Here is a 14,927-nt window from a genome sequence, read left to right on the forward strand (position 1 = left end):
GCCGGGGGAGAGACCGCTTACGGCCTCACCAGCACCTTCACGTGCTCGTCCGGCGAGGCCAGCATCGCGAACGCCGCATCGACATCGCCGAACCCCACCTCCGCGGTGATCAGCGAGGCCGCGTCCACCGTGCCGCCGGCGATCCTCCGCAGCGTCCCGGCGAACTCCTCCGGCGGGTACGCCATGCACATCGTCACCGTGATGTCCTTGTAGATGCCGACCACGGGCCGGAACACGTCCTCGGTCATGCACGCGCCGATCAGCAGCACCGTGGTCGACCGCGGCGCGCGGTGCAGCACCGTGTTCAGCATGCCGGGACGGCCCGAGCACTCCAGGACCGTGAGTCCCTGCCCCGCGGACGACGCCTCGCGCCAGGCGTCGAAGGGGTCCCGCGCCCCGGGGTCCACCACCACGTGCGCCCCGAACCGCGCCGCGAGCAACCGCCTCCGGGGCGAGGGTTCCGACACCACGACGGGCGCGACGCCCCGCTCCACGAGCGCCGCGATCGCGCCGAGGCCGATGGGCCCCGCGCCGATGACGACGGCGCCGGTGCCCGCGGCCGGCGCCGCCCTCGCGACGTTGCCGAAGCCGACGGCGAGTGGCTCGGTGAGGGCGGCGACGGCCGGCGGGACGTGGTCCGGCACCGCCACGAGCGCCGCTTCCTGGAGCGCCATGCGCTCTCCGAAGCCGCCGGGGAACGTGTTCGAGTAGCCGATCGTGCGCAGTGTCCCCGCGGCGTCCAGGGCCCACGGGAGACCCACGACCACCTTGCCCTGCCACTCCCCCGGGCTCAGGACCCGCGCACACAGCTCGTGCCCCATCACCAGATCCCGGTCGGGGTCGAAGAGGACGGACTCGGTGCCGGAGTCGCGCGAGGCGGCCAGGAAGTCCTCCGTGTGCCGTGCCGCCGAGAGGTCGGAGCCGCAGATCCCGGTGGCGAGGGTCTGGGCGAGGACCTGCCCGGGGCGCGGCTGCGGAGGCTCCGGGACCTCGGCCTCGACGAAGTGGCCCTCCCGCAGCACCGCCGCCCTCACGCCCGGCCCCCGGCCGCCACGGCTGCCTCGACCGCGCCGCGCATGGCGCCGACGAAGCGCTCGCTGTTGGCGTGGGCCCACTGCATGGACGCCGCGCGCCCGCGGTTGGCTCCGGTGAAATGCGGGACCACGTACTCGGCGAACAGCTCGTAGCTGCGCCGCTTGGCCTCCGGCGTGCCCGTGGGCAGGTCCAGGAGCAGCAGGGTGCCGAAGCCGCCCGAGGCTTCGGCCAGCGCCTCGATGCGGGCGATGGCGTCGGCGGGGGTGCCGATGGTCGCGACGCCGAACACCGGGAAGCCCTCGCCGGTCCACCGGGCGACGGCGTCCGACGCGGTGCGCCCCCACGGCATGGTCGCGCCCGACAGGCCCTCGATGTAGCGGACCAGATGCGGCACCCCGTACTCGGCCTGGGCGCGCGCCTGCGCCTCGCTCTCCGCGAGATGCATGGGCACGACAAGCCGCCATGCGTCGCGGTCCGCCGTGTGGCCATGCTCGGCGCAGGACTTCTCGTACGCGGCCCAGTTGCCGCCCAGCGCGTCCAGGCCCCGTGGGTCGGCGGCGGCGAGCGAGAGCAGCCCGATGCCGTGCCGTCCCGCCTGGACCGAGCCGGAGGGCGACACGGTGGAGGCGACGGCGAGCTCCACGCCTTCGGGCCGGAAGGGACGCAGTTGCAGCCGTGCGTCGACGAGTTCGCAGAAGGCGGTGACGGTCTCACCGCGCAGCAGACGGACGGCTGCCAACTCCTTACGTCCTACAACTGGGCACCGAAGAGGTCAACAGCCAGGAAGGAGCGAGATGTTGGAGGCTCCACGCACGCGCCGCCGCGCGGACGGTTCCCCCAGCGCGCGGACGCTGCTGCTCACCGTGCTCGGTGAGTACGTCCGCTATGCCGGGGACGAGCGTGTCTGGTCGCGGGCCGTCATCGGGGCGCTCGACGCCTGCGGGGTCGGCGAGGCGGCGACGCGGCGACGCGGCGGGCGGTGACGCGGCTCGTCCAGGAGGGCTGGCTGCGGACCGAGGCGGTGGGCCGCCGGACGCGACTGACCCTTGAGCCGCGCCTTGTCACCCTGCTCACGGCGTGGACGCACCGCCTTGAACGGGCGGTCGAGGAGACGCCGTGGCACGGCGAGTGGCGGCAACTGCTGCTGCGCGTCCCGGCACAGGCGTGGCGTGACCGCCCTTTGGTGGAGGAGCAGTTGGCCTTCGAGGGGTTCGGCCCGCTCGGGCACGGGGTGTGGATCGCGGCGGACGCCGGGGGCGTGGCGGCGCTGCGGGAGCTGCTGCGGGAGCAGGGGCTCGACCGGTACGCGATCTGGCTGCGCTCCCGCGCGGATTCGGGCGCCGAGCAGGAGGAACTGGTGGGCAGGGCCTGGGACTTGGACGCGGTGCGGGCCGCGCACGAGGACTTCCTCGGCCGCTTCGAGAAAGCTGCCTCCTCGCCGCTCGGCGCAAAGGAGGCCTTCGTCCTGCGGACGCGCCTCGTCCACGCCTGGCGCGCCACGTTCGAGCGCGACCCCCGCCTGCCGGGAACGCTGCTCCCGCCCGACTGGCCCGGCTTCACGGCGACACGCCTGTTCGTCGACACCTGGCGCGCGGTACGGGAGCCCGCGGACCGGCATTGGGGGTGGCTCGCGGAAGATCCGCCGGGGTGAGGCGCGGCCCGCGGGGAGGCGGGCCGCGCGGTGCTCACGTCGCCGGCGTGTACCCTTCGGCCACCTCCGAGGCGCCCGGCTCCCTGGCCACCTTCATGCCGCCCGTGACGCTCTTGTCGGGCTGCAGGATCACGCTCTCCTTCGAGGAGGGCGCCTTGGGGTCGGTGAAGTCCTGGGAAACGCCGAAGCCCGTGTCGTACGAGTCGATCGTCAGGAGGGCCTTGTCGACGCCCTCACGGGTGAGGTCCTTGCTCTCGCAGGCCTTCTTCAGTGCCTCGCCGAAGACGGACGCCGCGGTCCAGCCCGCCGTGACGCCGTTGTCCAGGGCGTCCTTCGGGTACGCCTTCTTGTAGTCGGCGACCAGCTTCTTCGCGGCGGGGGTGTCGGCGCCGATCGGGAGGGTCGGTGAGGCCACGTAGTAGTTCTTCGCGAGGGCCGCGCCCGCCTGCGTGGCCAGGAGCTGGGGCGCGAACGCCGAGTTGTTGCCGATGACCGGCACGTCGAACTTGCCCGCCGCCGCGACACCCACCAGTGAGGCCGCCTGCCGCGGGCCCGCACTGATCACCACGGCCTTCACTCCGGCCTTCTTCAGGGCGGCCACCTGCGCGGTCATGTCGTTGTCCGTCGCCTTGATCTTCTGCTCCACGACGGTGAGGCCCGACTCCTTCGCCATGTGCTGCGAGCCCTTCAGCGCGTTCTCGCCGTAGTCGCCCTCGAAGTAGACGTGGCCGAGCTTGTCGCCCTTCTCGAGGCCCTTCTCCTTCATCAGGAAGTCGATCGCGTTGATCGTCTCCAGGTCGTACGTCGAGCCGACCACCCGGACGTACGGGCTGCCCAGGAGGTTCGCCGACCAGGCCTGCGGCAGTACCAGCCCCTTGTTGCCGTCGACCCGCTGCTTGACCGCGGCGACGAACGGGGAGCCGATGAACTGGGCGAAGCCCAGGACGTCCGGCTCCAGCTCGGTATATCCGGCGACCGCCTTCTGGGGGTCGTAGCCGTGGTCGCGGACGGTCAGCTTCAGCTTGCGGCCGCAGATGCCGCCGTCGGCGTTGGTCTGCTTGACGTAGAGCTGCTGGGCCTGGGTGACGCTCTTGCCGAGGGTCGCGTAGACGCCGGTCATGTCGGTGAGCACACCGAGCGTGATCTCGTCCGCGGAGACGCCGACGCCGGTCTTGACCCCGCCCTTGCCCTCCTTGTCGCCCTTGTCGTCCTCCGCCTTGGAGCTGCATCCCGCCACCGCGAGCAGCGCGGCCAGTGCCGTCACCGTCGCGGCGGCCCTCTTCAATGTGCGTGAACTCATCGTTCTTCCCCTGATTCCCCTGGAGTTGGGCCGGACGTCGGCCTGGAGCGCCGGGCGGCGATGCTGGCCAGGCCGCCGGGCAGGAACAGCACCACCGCCACCACGGCGGCGCCGTACAGATACCGGGACGCCTCGCCCGGTGTGATCCCGCCGGTGCCGGGGGCCGAGACCAGGGGCAGCGCGTCGCTGTACCGGGTCAGGAGCTGCGGCAGCAGGGACACCACGGCGGCACCGGCCACCGCGCCCGCCACCGAGCCGAGCCCGCCGATGACGATCATGGCGAGGTATTCGAGGGACAGCGTCATGCCGAAGTAGTCCGGCACGGTGCGCTGGAACACGAGGGCGAGCAGGACGCCGGCGAGGCCCGCGTACATCGACGACAGGACGAAGACGCCTGCCCGGTAGCGGGCGACGGGCACCCCGATGACGCCCGCGGCGATGCGGTGGTCCCGGATCGCGTTCATGGCGCGCCCCGGCCGCCCGCGCAGCACACCGCGGGCGAAGAGCCCGCAGCCGATGAGGAGGACGAGCCCCGCGTACCAGAGCTTCTCCGACGCCCCGAACGGCACTGCGGCGACGACGAGTTCGCTGTCGTCGAAGGTGATGCCGAAGACGCTCAGGGGCGGCACGTCACGGCCGTTCGAACCGCCGGTCAGATCATGGGCGTTGAAGAGCACGTGCTGCCCGATGAAGATGAGGGCGAGGGTCGCGATGCCGAGGTACGCGCCGCGCAGGCGGCCCGCGATGGGGCTGAAGAGCCCGCCCGCGATCCCCGCGACGATCACCGCGAGGGCGGCCGCGATCCAGGTGGGAAGGCCGAGCCCGGTCAGACCCTCGTCTCCCCCCTCCCCCGCGAAGACGCAGTATCCGTACGCGCCGATCGCGAGGAAGAAGGCGTGCCCCATGGAGAGCTGGCCGGTCGCGCCGGTGAGGAGGTTGATGCCGATCGCGCCGATGGCCGCCGCCATGGCGAAGAGGCCCGCCTGGAGCCAGAACCGGTCGAGGTAGAAGGGCAGGGCGAGCAGCAGCACGGCTCCCGCGATCCATACGTACGTCCGGGGGCGGGTCAGCCCCTTACGACCCCGGGAGCGCAACTCCCGTCCACGGACCATGACTTCAGACACGGGCGAGCTCCTTCGTGCCGAAGAGACCGGCGGGCCGGATGAGGAGGATGACGGTCATCACGAGGTAGGGCGCGAGGTCACCCAACCCCCGCCCCAGGAAGGTGAGTTCACTCTGATACCCGGTGGCGAGCGACTCGGTCACCCCGACCACGATCCCGCCCACGAGCGCACCCGTGGTGGAGTCGAGACCGCCGAGGATCGCGGCGGGGAACGCCTTCAACGCGGCGAGGGACGTGGCCCGTTCGAGGCCGGGCGTCGGGAAGACGGTCAGGAAGAGCGCGGCCACGGCGGCGAGGCCGCCCGCCACCGCCCAGGCGCCGAGCGAGACCCGGCCCAGGCGCACGCCCATCAGGGCGGCGGTCTCCGGGCTCTCCGCCGCGGCGCGCATCGCCACGCCCCAGGAGGTGTAGCGGAAGGCGAGCAGGAAGACGGTGATGAGGAGCGCGGCGGCGACGAACGCGGCGATCCGCGTGTGCGCGATGGAGACCGACCCGATGGTGAGTACCGAGTCGCCCCAGGGATCGCCGAGGGAGAGCACGTTGGTGCCGAGGCGACGGGTGAGTTCGGTGATGAGCAGGATGTCGACGCCGATGGTGACGATGGCGAGGACGCTGTGGTCGGAGCCGCGGTAGCGCCGCATGACCAGGAACTCGATGGCGGCACCGACGACGGCGGCTCCCGCGATGCCGACCAGCAGCGCGGCCCAGAAGCCGATGTCGTCGTGGAGGGACGCCGTGACGTAGCCGCCGGCCAGGAGCAGCGAGGCATGCGCGAAGTTCACGACCTCGGTGGCCCGGAAGATGACGACGAAGCCGAGGGCGATGAGGGCGTAGACGGAGCCCATCGAGAGACCGTTGAGCAACAGCTCGACGAAGGTGTTCACGAGGTGGCCCCCTCTCCCAGGTAGGCGCGCACGACCGCCGGGTCGTTCTGCACGGCCGCCGGTGCGCCGTCCGCTATGCGCCTGCCGAAGTCCAGTACGGTCACCGCGTCCGCGAGCCGCATCACCACCCCCATGTCGTGTTCCACCAGGACGACCGAGATTCCGAGACTGTCGCGGACGCCCGCGATGACGGCCGCCGTGCGGCGGCGTTCGTCCGCGGTCATGCCGGCGACGGGCTCGTCGAGCAGGAGCAGCCGGGGCTCCATGCACAGGGCGCGGGCCAGTTCCGCGAGTTTCTGCTGCCCGTACGGCAAGGAGCCCGCAGGGGCGTGGAGTTGGTGCTCGATGCCCACGAACGCCGCTATCTCACGCACGCGTTCGCGGTGTCGGCGCTCCTCGCGCGCGGCCGACGGGAGGCGGAGCCCCGCGGCGACGAATCCCGTGCGGGTCAGCCGGTGGCGGCCGAGCATCAGGCTGTCGGCGACCGTCGCGCGCGGCGGCAGGGCGAGGTTCTGGAAGATCCGGGCGACGCCGAGGTCGGCGATGCGGTGCGGATGCATCGTCGTCAGCTCGTGCTCGCCGAAGCGGACGCTGCCGCCGGTGGCGCGGTATACGCCGGACAGGACGTTGAAGCAGGTGGACTTGCCCGCGCCGTTGGGCCCGATGATGGCGTGCACGGTTCCGGGCCTGACGGTGAAACTGACGGCGTCGAGGGCGGTGAGGCCGGCGAACCGGACGGTCAACTCCCTTACGTCCAGGGCGGGTACGTCTGATTCTGGCGGTGTCGCTTCGACTTGTTCCGGCGGTGGTGTCGCGTCGGCCGCCGAGTGGTCGTCGGTCATCGTCGGCCCGCCCATCGCCGAAGCACCGGCAGCGCACTGACGCCGCGTGAGGCATCGGCCGCCGCGGTCTCGTCGACCACGCCGAGGTAGCGGCGGCGTACCTCGTCGGATGCGGAAAGCTCGTCCGCCGGTCCCGCGAGTGCCACTTCGCCCACGTCCAGGACGTACGCACGTGAGGCGAGGCGCAGGGCGAGGGCGGCGTTCTGTTCGACGAGGAGGACCGCGGTGCCCTGGGTGTTGATCTCCTGGATGGTGTCGGCGATGCGTGCCGCCATCAACGGGGCGAGTCCCAGGGAGGGTTCGTCCAGGAGCAGCAGCTTCGGCGAGGCCATCAGCGCCCTGGCGACGGCCAGCATCTGCTGCTCGCCGCCCGAGAGGAGACCGGCGCGCTGGCCCGCGCGTTCGGCGAGGACCGGGAAGAGTTCATGGACGCGCTCCAGCGCCCTGGCCTTCGCGGTCCGGCTTCCCGCGGAGCCGAGCGCGCCCGCCCGCAGGTTGTCGGCGACGGTCATACGGGCGAACACCCTTCTGCCTTCCGGTACTTGAGAGACTCCGGCGGCGACCACCCGGTCCGCGTGCAGTCCGTCGATGCGCCGCCCGCCGAAGTGGATGGAGCCGGTGGTGAGCGCCCCCCGGTGAAAGGCGAGGGTGCGTGAAATGGCGCGCAGGAGCGTCGACTTGCCCGCGCCGTTGCCGCCGAGCACGGCGACCACGGCGCCGTCCGGTACTTCGAGCGACACCTGGCGCAGCGCGCGCACCGGCCCGTATCCGACCGACGCGTCCTGCACGACCAGTCCGGAACCACCCACCTGGGACCCCCTGTCCTCACCTGCCCTGCGCGTGGCACTCAGCCGCATGTGCCGCACGGCCCGTTTGCACGGCGACTTTGCACGGCGACCCCGCGTGGCGCTCAGCCCAGCACCGCGGCGCCCGCCCGTCCACGGCCTGTGTCCGAATCGCTGCGGGTGACCAGCGGGACCGGCCGCCGGTTGTGCACGGGCACAACACCCCGTGTCAGGGGCCTGCCAGGGGTGGCCGAGCGGTGGCATCCTCCGCAGCACAGGCACGTCGGGCGGCGGCGACGGGGGTACATCCATGAGCGGACGCAGGCCTCGGACGGGCCACGACTGGAAGGTGCTCGAAGAGGCGTGCGCTGCGCTCCTTCCCCGCATCCCCGAGCTGGTGGACGAACACCTGCGGCAGCTCTTCGAGCACTCGCCGGTGTACGCGCGGGTGCTGCCGTACGACCAGCAGTGGCAGGAGGCGGAGGACGCCATGCGCATCGGCATCGAGACCATCTCGGCGCCCCGCGCGTCACCGCGCCGCGATCTGGAGTACGCGGAGGAGGCCGGCCGGCGCCGGGCCCAGCAGGGGCTTCCGCTGGACCTGGTGGTGCACTCGTACCGCAACGCGGGCTATCTGGTCTGGGACTCGCTGCTCGAAGGCACCGTGGGGCAGGATCCGGAGAAGCTGGCGGTCCTGATGCGGTCGGCGACGATGGTGTGGTCTGCGGTCGACGCGCAGGCGGCGGCCGCGTCCGACGCGTACCGGGCGACGGAGATGGAGCTGCGGCGCCGCACCGACGAGCAGCTCCAGGCACTGCTCGACGCGCTCTTGGAGGGCCAGTCGGCCCCGGGGCTCGCCTCGCAGGTGGCCGCGGGGCTCGATCTGCCGGAGCGCGGGCCGTACGCGGTGGTGGTCCTGCGCGCAGAGCGGCGCGACGGACGTGCGGCCTTCCACCGGCAGATCCAGCGGGCCGGGTTCCGCTTCGTCTGGCGGATGCGGACGGACCGGGAGGTGGGGGTGGTGGCGCTGGGCGCGGAGGAGGGCCTGGACGAGCTGACCGCCGCGCTGGACGGGCGGTGCCCCGGGCCCGGCGGCATCAGCCCGGTGGTGGCGGGCCTCTCCGAACTGGGCCACGCGCGACGCCTCGCCGAACTGGCCCTGCGTACGTGTCCACCGGACGCGACCGGGATCGTACGGCTCGACCAGCGGATGCCGACGGCCCTGGTGGTGAGCCAGCCGGAGCTGGCGGGGCGCCTGGTGTCGGACGTGTTCGGGGAGGTGCTGGCCCTGGAACCGGCGGACAGGGCGGTGCTCCTGGAAACCCTGGACGCGTGGCTGCTGTGCGAGGGCTCGGCGGGACGGGCGGCGGGGCGGCTGTACTGCCACCGGAACACGGTGTTCAACCGCTTGCGGCGGCTGGAACAACTGACTTCGCGGTCGCTGGCGCGACCGCGGGACTTGATGGAGATGACGCTGGCACTGGACGCGTATCGGCTGGCGCCGGGCTAGAGCGGGGTTACTTCGCCCCCCGGTGGCGGCGCCGCACGCCGCCGGTCACCGGCTCCGCCGAGTTCGTCCTCAAACGCCGGACGGGCTGAATCCCCAGCCCGTCCGGGCCCCGCAAGGGGCGCGGGGAACTGTGCGACCAGCCGACATCGGGCCCCGCGAGGGACGCGGGGAACTGCGCGCTCAGCCCTCACCGGCCGCAGGTGTGAAGTACACCCGCACCCCGAACCCGGCACCCGCACCCGCACCCGCACCCGCACCCCAGCGAAGCCAAGCGTCTAGCTGAGGAAGTCCCTCGCGATACCCTCCGCCACCGTCTCCAGAATCGGCCCCGCCTCAGCAATGCACCGCGCGACATCCGGCTCCACGTCAGTGAGCGCGTACGCACGCCGGATCCCCGCCTTTCCCAGGGCCTCGGCCGGAAGAGCCAGGCGTCCGCAGACCGCAACCACTTCGACGCCCGCCGCGCGGGCCGCCGCCGCGACGCCCGCCGGAGCCTTGCCATGGAGGGTCTGCTCGTCCAGCGAGCCCTCCCCCGTGATCACCAGCGACGCCCGCGCCAGCGCGGGCGCGAAGCCGAGGACGTCCAGCATGACCTCGATCCCGGGGCGGAAGCTCGCGCCGAGCCCGACGAGGGCGCCGTAGCCGATGCCACCGGCCGCTCCGGCTCCGGGGGACTCGGCGTACTCCAGGGCGGAGGAGCCCACCGACTCGGACAGCACCCGCGCGAAGTGCGCGAGGGCCGCGTCCAGCTCGGCCACGTCCTGAGGGGTCGCCCCCTTCTGCGGCCCGTACACCGCCGGAGCGCCCTTCGGCCCTGTCAGCGGGTTGTCCACGTCACTGGCCAGGACCAGGTCCACCGAGGCGAACCGCTCGTCGAGCCCGGACAGGTCCGCCGTGACCAGCGAGGCGAGCGGACCGCCTCCCGGCGCCACCGGCGCCCCTTCCGCGTCCAGGAACACCGCGCCCAGCGCGGCCAGCATCCCGGCGCCGCCGTCCGTCGTCGCACTGCCGCCCACACCGAAGACGATCGTCCGCGCACCCGCGTCGAGCGCCGCGCGCAGCAGTTCGCCGGATCCGTACGTCGTGGACGTGAGCGGCGCGAAGACACCCTCGGGCAGCAGCTGGAGGCCGGACGCCTCCGCCATCTCCACCACCGCGGTCCCGTCCCGCAGCGCGTACGCCGCGGTGACCTCGTCGCCGAGCGGCCCCGTCACCCGCACCTCACGGCGCTCGAAACCGGCCGCGACCGCCGCGGCCACCGTGCCGTCACCGCCGTCGGCCACCGGCAGGGCCTCGACCTCCACCTGCGGGGCGACACGGCGAAGCCCGGCCGTCACCCGCTCCGCGACCTGCACGGCCGTGAGTGAGCCCTTGAACTTGTCCGCGGCGATGAGCACATGCCCCGCCGTCCCAGCAGCGTCCGCCACCTTGCATCCCCTTGCTTTCCGGGCCTTGCTCGCGTCAAGGCAGTCGCGCCGCTGCGACCATAACCGGAGGAGGGGCCGCCTGCCCATGGCCGCCCGCATTTCGGAGCCGCGATCCCTGCCCTTAAATCGGCCTAAAGCTACAGATAGGGGCGCAGCTCGATCACGGAAATGATCGATCAGCGACGGCTTCAGTCCGTGCCGCCCGCCCCACGCGAGTCGTACAGCTGATGCACCGTGCCGCCGCCGTCCCCCATGGTCACGCTGATGTGCTCCAGGACGTCCTCGAACATGTCGATGTCCCCGGTGCGGATCAGCGGCTCGGACGCCGCCTGGGCAGCACCCGCACCGGCACCCGCGCCGGCACCCGCACTGGCCAGTACACCCAGGACCGCGGCGGCCATCACGGTCGTACGACGCTTCATGGACACTCCCAAGATGTGCATCTGATCGAAAACCAGACAAACGTCTCACGCTCCGCGCCGAACCGGTCGCGTTGACCGCGCATAAGAGCCGCGAATTCGGTAAACCGGACGCATGACCCCAGTGCACATGGAACTCGCCGACCGAGCCCTCGGCGGCTGGATCGGGCGGATCGCGGGCAACATGCTCGGCAAACCCATCGAGCGGGGCGACTACTGGACGCGCGAGCGCATCGAGCGCTATCTGGGGCAGGCCGACGCGCTGCCGCTCACCGATTACCTGCCCGAACCTCCATCCTGGGTGGAGGAGTTCCAGCTGCGGCCCGAGTGGCAGCAGTGTGTGCGGGGCGGGGTGCACGGCAGCTGCCGCGACGACGACGTGGACTACGCGATCCTCGGGCTGCATCTGCTGGAGACGCACGGGTTCGCGTTCACCACCGAACAGGTCGGCGAGCTGTGGCTGCTGCGCCTTCCCTACGGGCAGACGTTCACCGCGGAGCGCGCCGCGTACCGGAATCTCGCGAACGGACTCAAGCCGCCGCTCACCGCGACGTACGAGAACCCCCACCAGGAGTGGATCGGCGCCCTCATCCGCGCCGACATCTTCGGCTGGACGAACCCCGGCGCCCCGCGCCGCGCCGCCGCACTCGCCCGCCGGGACGCGGTGCTCTCGCACACCGGCAACGGCGTCTACGGAGCGATGTGGGCGGCGGCCCTCGTCTCGGCGGCGTTCACCGCGGCCACGGCGCGTGCCGCGCTGGACTCGGCGTTCGGCGTGATCCCGTCGAGCTGCCGGCTCGCCCGTACGGTGCGCCGGGTCGTCACGCTCCACGAGGCCGGGCTCAGCTGGGAGGAGACGCTGGCCACCGCCGAGACGGAGACCGCCGGGCTCGGCTGGATCCATACGGTGCCGAACTCGGCGGTCCTGACCGCCGGGCTCCTGTACGGCGAAGGCGACTTCACCCGCACCATCGCCCTGACGGTGCGCGGCGGCCTCGACACCGACTCGAACGGCGCGACCGCGGGGTCGGTCGCCGGGGTGCTGTGCGGGGCCAAGGCGATCCCCGCGCAGTGGCGGGACCCGCTGGAAGACCGGGTGCGTAGTGCCGTGTTCGGCTTCGACGGAGCCAGGATCACTGAACTCGCGGCCAGGACGGTGGAGTTGACCAAGCTGACTTGACTCAGTCGACCAAGCTGACTCGGGGGCGTGATGGTGGACCGACCTGGTCGGTCCGCCCGGTGGCGCGTCTACCCTTTCCACAATGACGATTCAGGATTACGCCACGTACATCGCGGGCCTCCCCCGCATCATCGCCGGAGCCGCCGCCCTCTTCCGGGACTCCGAGGGGCGCGTGCTGCTCGTCGAGCCCAACTACCGTGACGGGTGGGCCCTGCCCGGCGGCACCATCGAGTCGGACGAGGGCGAGACCCCGCGCCAGGGCGCGCGCCGCGAGACCGCCGAGGAGATCGGCCTGGACGTCCGGCTGGGGGCGCTGCTCGCGGTGGACTGGGTGCCGGGTGTGACGCGTCCGCCGCTGGTCGCCTATCTGTACGACGGTGGGGTGCTCGGTGAAGACCAGCTGAAGTCGATCAGGCTCCAGGAGGACGAGCTGCTCTCCTGGCACCTGGTGGCCCGCGAAGACCTTCAGGAGTACCTGCCGGGCGAGCTGGGGCTGCGGGTACGGGCCGGGCTCGATGCGCTCGACGCGGGGACGGGGACGGTGGAGTTGGAGAACGGGGTACGGGTCGGCTGAACTGTGCGCCTCGACTGGCCCGGCGTTCAGAAGAGGGCGTCCTCCTTGCCTGGTGTCGCGCCCTCGAAGGCCAACAGCCGCTGCTTGCGGTCGAGTCCGCCGCCGTAGCCGGTCAGGGAGCCGCCCGCGCCGATCACCCGGTGGCAGGGCACGATGACCCCGATCGGGTTCTTGCCGTTGGCCAGCCCGACGGCACGCGAGGCGTTGGGCTTGCCGAGCGCTTCCGCGAGCTGTCCGTACGTACGGGTCTCGCCGTAAGGGATCAGCTGGAGCTGCTGCCAGACGGTGCGCTGGAACGGCGTGCCGTCGAGGCGCATCGGCAGGTCGAACTCCCTCAACTCGCCCGCGAAGTACGCCTCCAGCTGACTGATCGTCTCTCCGAACGGCCCCGCGTCGCGGTCGCCGAAGGTCTCCTCGGGTGGGCGGTGGCGCTGCTCGGTCATGTAGAGGCCGCTGAGGGTGCCGTCGGTGGCGACGAGGGTCAGGGGGCCGTAGGGGCTGTCGATGAGGGTGTGTTGGCGGTGCATGGGGCTGTCCTTCGCGGTGGTGGCGGTGCTTCGCGGTGGTGGCGGTCCTGCGCGGTGAGCGCTGTCACGCCGGGACTCTGGTGAGCGCTGTCACGCCGGGATCCTGTTGATGGGGTGGTCGTCGATCGCCCACAAATACTGGACCGCGTACGCCCGCCAGGGGCGCCAGGCCGCGGCCCGAGCGGTCAGCGCCGCCGGGGTGTGCGGGAGGCCGAGCTCCTGTGCGGCTCTGCGGATCCCGAGGTCGGTGGGGAGGAAGGCGTCGGGGTCGCCAAGGGCCCGCATCGCGATGACCTCGACCGTCCAGGGACCGAAGCCGGGCAGTTCGGTGAGCCGGGCGCGGGCCTCCTCCCAGCCGCTCTCCACGCCGAGCCGGAGTGATCCGTCGGCGAGGTGACGTACGAGCGTGGTCAGGGTGGAGCGGCGGCTGCGGGGCAGCGCGAGCGCCTCCGGGTCGAGCGCGGCGAGGGCTTCCGGTGCGGGGAAGAGGTGGGTGAGGCCGCCCTCGGGGTCGTCGATGGGCTCACCGTGCGCGGTGACCAGGCGTGCGGCGTGGGTGCGGGCGGCGGCCGTGGAGACCTGCTGGCCAAGCACCGCGCGTACGGCGAACTCCGCCTCGTCGACCGTGCGCGGCACGCGACGCCCCGGGGCCTTGGCCACGAGGGGCGCGAGCAGCGGGTCGGCGCTCAGCTGTGCGTCGACGGCGACCGGGTCCGCGTCCAGGTCGAGCATGCGGCGGCAGCGGCTGATGGCGATCGTGAGGTCGCGCATGTCGGTGAGGCTGAGGCGGCAGGCGATGTGGTCCGGGGCGGGGGTGAGGGCGACGACTCCGTGGCCGTAGGGAAGACGGAGCGTGCGGCGGTAGGCACCGTCGCGCCACTCCTCGACGCCGGGTACGGCGGTGGCGATGAGGTGGCCGAAGAGGTTGTCGGGGTTGAGCGGGGCGCGGAAGGGGAGGCGGAGCGAGAGGGCGCCGGGGGCGGCTGCTTGGGGTACGGCCTTCCTGGGCGCGGCCTTCGGAACGCGGTCCCGCAGTTCACTGGGGGCCAGGGCGAAGACTTCGCGGACGGTGTCGTTGAAAGTGCGGATCGAGGCGAAGCCGGCGGCGAAGGCGACCTCCGCCATGGGCATCGGGGTCGTCTCGATGAGGAGGCGGGCGGTCTGGGCGCGCTGGGCCCTGGCCAGGGCGAGGGGGCCTGCGCCGAGTTCCGCGAGGAGCTGGCGTTCTACTTGGCGGGTGCTGTAGCCGAGGCGGGTGGCGAGGCCGGGAACGCCGTCGCGGTCGACGACTCCGTCGGCGATGAGGCGCATGGCGCGGGCCACGAGGTCGGCGCGCTGATTCCACTCGGGCGAGCCGGGGCTGCTGTCCGGCCGGCACCGCTTGCAGGCCCGGAACCCCGCCTGCTGGCAGGCTGCCGCGCTCGGATAGAAGCTCATGTTCTCGGGCTTCGGGGGGACGACGGGGCAGCTGGGGCGGCAGTAGATACGGGTGGTCAGAACTGCGGTGTAGAACCACCCGTCGAACCGGGCGTCCTTCGACTGCACGGCACGTACACAGCGCTCGGCGTCGGAGTGCATGGAGGGGGGCGGCGGGGCGGTGGTGCCGTGCTGGGCGGTGGGCATGCCTCAAGGATCGTGCATGGCGGGTGGAGGTGGCTGGCGAGAATCCG

The 14,927-nt window shown here is 72.2% G+C and carries 16 protein-coding genes; 5 read left to right on the forward strand and 11 right to left on the reverse strand.

Annotation, left to right across the window (positions count from 1 at the left end; all coding sequences use genetic code 11):
- Window positions 1-17: 17 nt before the first annotated feature.
- Window positions 18-1,034: a zinc-binding dehydrogenase gene (locus tag AC5P1C_RS20710; protein WP_493867357.1), complete on the reverse strand. Its 1,017-nt coding sequence runs from the start codon at window positions 1,032-1,034 to the stop codon at window positions 18-20.
- Window positions 1,031-1,774 (reverse strand): LLM class flavin-dependent oxidoreductase, encoded by a 744-nt coding sequence (locus tag AC5P1C_RS20715; protein ID WP_493867358.1) that lies wholly within the window; start codon window positions 1,772-1,774, stop codon window positions 1,031-1,033. The genes AC5P1C_RS20710 and AC5P1C_RS20715 overlap by 4 nt, the downstream gene beginning before the upstream one ends.
- 55 nt (window positions 1,775-1,829) lie before the next feature.
- Here AC5P1C_RS20715 and AC5P1C_RS20720 point away from each other — a divergent pair, with 55 nt between their 5' ends.
- Both AC5P1C_RS20720 and AC5P1C_RS20725 read left to right on the forward strand, forming a co-directional pair.
- Window positions 1,830-2,018, forward strand: a complete 189-nt coding sequence (locus tag AC5P1C_RS20720) for a hypothetical protein (RefSeq protein WP_493867359.1) — start codon at window positions 1,830-1,832, stop codon at window positions 2,016-2,018.
- Window positions 2,015-2,686 (forward strand): PaaX family transcriptional regulator C-terminal domain-containing protein, encoded by a 672-nt coding sequence (locus tag AC5P1C_RS20725; protein WP_493867360.1) that lies wholly within the window; start codon window positions 2,015-2,017, stop codon window positions 2,684-2,686. The genes AC5P1C_RS20720 and AC5P1C_RS20725 overlap by 4 nt, the downstream gene beginning before the upstream one ends.
- A 34-nt stretch (window positions 2,687-2,720) precedes the next feature.
- Here AC5P1C_RS20725 and AC5P1C_RS20730 read toward each other — a convergent pair whose 3' ends face one another.
- Genes AC5P1C_RS20730 through AC5P1C_RS20750 form a run of 5 tightly spaced genes read right to left on the reverse strand, consistent with a single transcriptional unit; the run spans window position 2,721 to window position 7,644 of the window.
- A complete protein-coding gene (locus AC5P1C_RS20730) occupies window positions 2,721-3,986 on the reverse strand; it encodes an ABC transporter substrate-binding protein (protein WP_493867361.1) in 1,266 nt (421 codons plus the stop codon).
- Window positions 3,983-5,098 carry a branched-chain amino acid ABC transporter permease gene (locus tag AC5P1C_RS20735; RefSeq protein WP_493867483.1) on the reverse strand — a complete coding sequence of 372 codons (1,116 nt, stop codon included), beginning with the start codon at window positions 5,096-5,098 and terminating at the stop codon, window positions 3,983-3,985. The genes AC5P1C_RS20730 and AC5P1C_RS20735 overlap by 4 nt, the downstream gene beginning before the upstream one ends.
- 4 nt (window positions 5,099-5,102) lie before the next feature.
- Entirely contained in the window at window positions 5,103-5,993 is an 891-nt protein-coding gene (locus tag AC5P1C_RS20740) for a branched-chain amino acid ABC transporter permease (RefSeq protein WP_493867362.1), read from the reverse strand.
- Window positions 5,990-6,835 (reverse strand): ABC transporter ATP-binding protein, encoded by an 846-nt coding sequence (locus tag AC5P1C_RS20745; protein ID WP_493867363.1) that lies wholly within the window; start codon window positions 6,833-6,835, stop codon window positions 5,990-5,992. The genes AC5P1C_RS20740 and AC5P1C_RS20745 overlap by 4 nt, the downstream gene beginning before the upstream one ends.
- Complete coding sequence (locus tag AC5P1C_RS20750; protein ID WP_493867364.1) at window positions 6,832-7,644, reverse strand: ABC transporter ATP-binding protein; 813 nt, start codon at window positions 7,642-7,644, stop codon at window positions 6,832-6,834. Before AC5P1C_RS20750 ends, AC5P1C_RS20745 begins: the two co-directional genes overlap by 4 nt.
- Before the next feature lie 286 nt (window positions 7,645-7,930).
- Here AC5P1C_RS20750 and AC5P1C_RS20755 point away from each other — a divergent pair, with 286 nt between their 5' ends.
- On the forward strand, window positions 7,931-9,130 hold the full coding sequence (locus AC5P1C_RS20755; RefSeq protein ID WP_493867365.1) for a PucR family transcriptional regulator: 1,200 nt from the start codon (window positions 7,931-7,933) through the stop codon (window positions 9,128-9,130).
- A 275-nt stretch (window positions 9,131-9,405) separates the two neighbouring features.
- Here AC5P1C_RS20755 and AC5P1C_RS20760 read toward each other — a convergent pair whose 3' ends face one another.
- Window positions 9,406-10,557 carry a glycerate kinase gene (locus AC5P1C_RS20760; RefSeq protein WP_493867366.1) on the reverse strand — a complete coding sequence of 384 codons (1,152 nt, stop codon included), beginning with the start codon at window positions 10,555-10,557 and terminating at the stop codon, window positions 9,406-9,408.
- Between the two features lie 188 nt (window positions 10,558-10,745).
- Window positions 10,746-10,979 carry a hypothetical protein gene (locus AC5P1C_RS20765; protein WP_493867367.1) on the reverse strand — a complete coding sequence of 78 codons (234 nt, stop codon included), beginning with the start codon at window positions 10,977-10,979 and terminating at the stop codon, window positions 10,746-10,748.
- Between the two features lie 112 nt (window positions 10,980-11,091).
- Between AC5P1C_RS20765 and AC5P1C_RS20770 the strand changes: the two genes are divergently transcribed.
- Together AC5P1C_RS20770 and AC5P1C_RS20775 are read left to right on the forward strand one after the other, a co-directional pair.
- Window positions 11,092-12,156: an ADP-ribosylglycohydrolase family protein gene (locus AC5P1C_RS20770; protein WP_493867368.1), complete on the forward strand. Its 1,065-nt coding sequence runs from the start codon at window positions 11,092-11,094 to the stop codon at window positions 12,154-12,156.
- A gap of 82 nt (window positions 12,157-12,238) precedes the next feature.
- Window positions 12,239-12,730 carry an NUDIX domain-containing protein gene (locus tag AC5P1C_RS20775; protein WP_493867369.1) on the forward strand — a complete coding sequence of 164 codons (492 nt, stop codon included), beginning with the start codon at window positions 12,239-12,241 and terminating at the stop codon, window positions 12,728-12,730.
- A 26-nt stretch (window positions 12,731-12,756) separates the two neighbouring features.
- On the opposite strand, the gene AC5P1C_RS20780 is transcribed toward AC5P1C_RS20775, so the two are convergent.
- Entirely contained in the window at window positions 12,757-13,257 is a 501-nt protein-coding gene (locus AC5P1C_RS20780) for a methylated-DNA--[protein]-cysteine S-methyltransferase (protein ID WP_493867370.1), read from the reverse strand.
- Between the two features lie 90 nt (window positions 13,258-13,347).
- Window positions 13,348-14,835: an AlkA N-terminal domain-containing protein gene (locus tag AC5P1C_RS20785; protein ID WP_493867484.1), complete on the reverse strand. Its 1,488-nt coding sequence runs from the start codon at window positions 14,833-14,835 to the stop codon at window positions 13,348-13,350.
- Window positions 14,836-14,927: the final 92 nt, after the last annotated feature.

This window comes from Streptomyces sp. A18 (genome assembly GCF_059026065.1).

Excerpts from the sequence above, each read along its gene's own strand:
- AC5P1C_RS20765 (WP_493867367.1), bottom strand. The coding sequence starts at position 10,979 with ATGAAGCGTCGTACGACCGTGATGGCCGCCGCGGTCCTGGGTGTACTG.
- AC5P1C_RS20775 (WP_493867369.1), top strand. The coding sequence starts at position 12,239 with ATGACGATTCAGGATTACGCCACGTACATCGCGGGCCTCCCCCGCATC.
- AC5P1C_RS20755 (WP_493867365.1), top strand. The coding sequence starts at position 7,931 with ATGAGCGGACGCAGGCCTCGGACGGGCCACGACTGGAAGGTGCTCGAA.
- AC5P1C_RS20720 (WP_493867359.1), top strand. The coding sequence starts at position 1,830 with ATGTTGGAGGCTCCACGCACGCGCCGCCGCGCGGACGGTTCCCCCAGC.
- AC5P1C_RS20780 (WP_493867370.1), bottom strand. The coding sequence starts at position 13,257 with ATGCACCGCCAACACACCCTCATCGACAGCCCCTACGGCCCCCTGACC.
- AC5P1C_RS20770 (WP_493867368.1), top strand. The coding sequence starts at position 11,092 with ATGACCCCAGTGCACATGGAACTCGCCGACCGAGCCCTCGGCGGCTGG.
- AC5P1C_RS20735 (WP_493867483.1), bottom strand. The coding sequence starts at position 5,098 with ATGGTCCGTGGACGGGAGTTGCGCTCCCGGGGTCGTAAGGGGCTGACC.
- AC5P1C_RS20745 (WP_493867363.1), bottom strand. The coding sequence starts at position 6,835 with ATGACCGACGACCACTCGGCGGCCGACGCGACACCACCGCCGGAACAA.
- AC5P1C_RS20730 (WP_493867361.1), bottom strand. The coding sequence starts at position 3,986 with ATGAGTTCACGCACATTGAAGAGGGCCGCCGCGACGGTGACGGCACTG.
- AC5P1C_RS20785 (WP_493867484.1), bottom strand. The coding sequence starts at position 14,835 with ATGCACTCCGACGCCGAGCGCTGTGTACGTGCCGTGCAGTCGAAGGAC.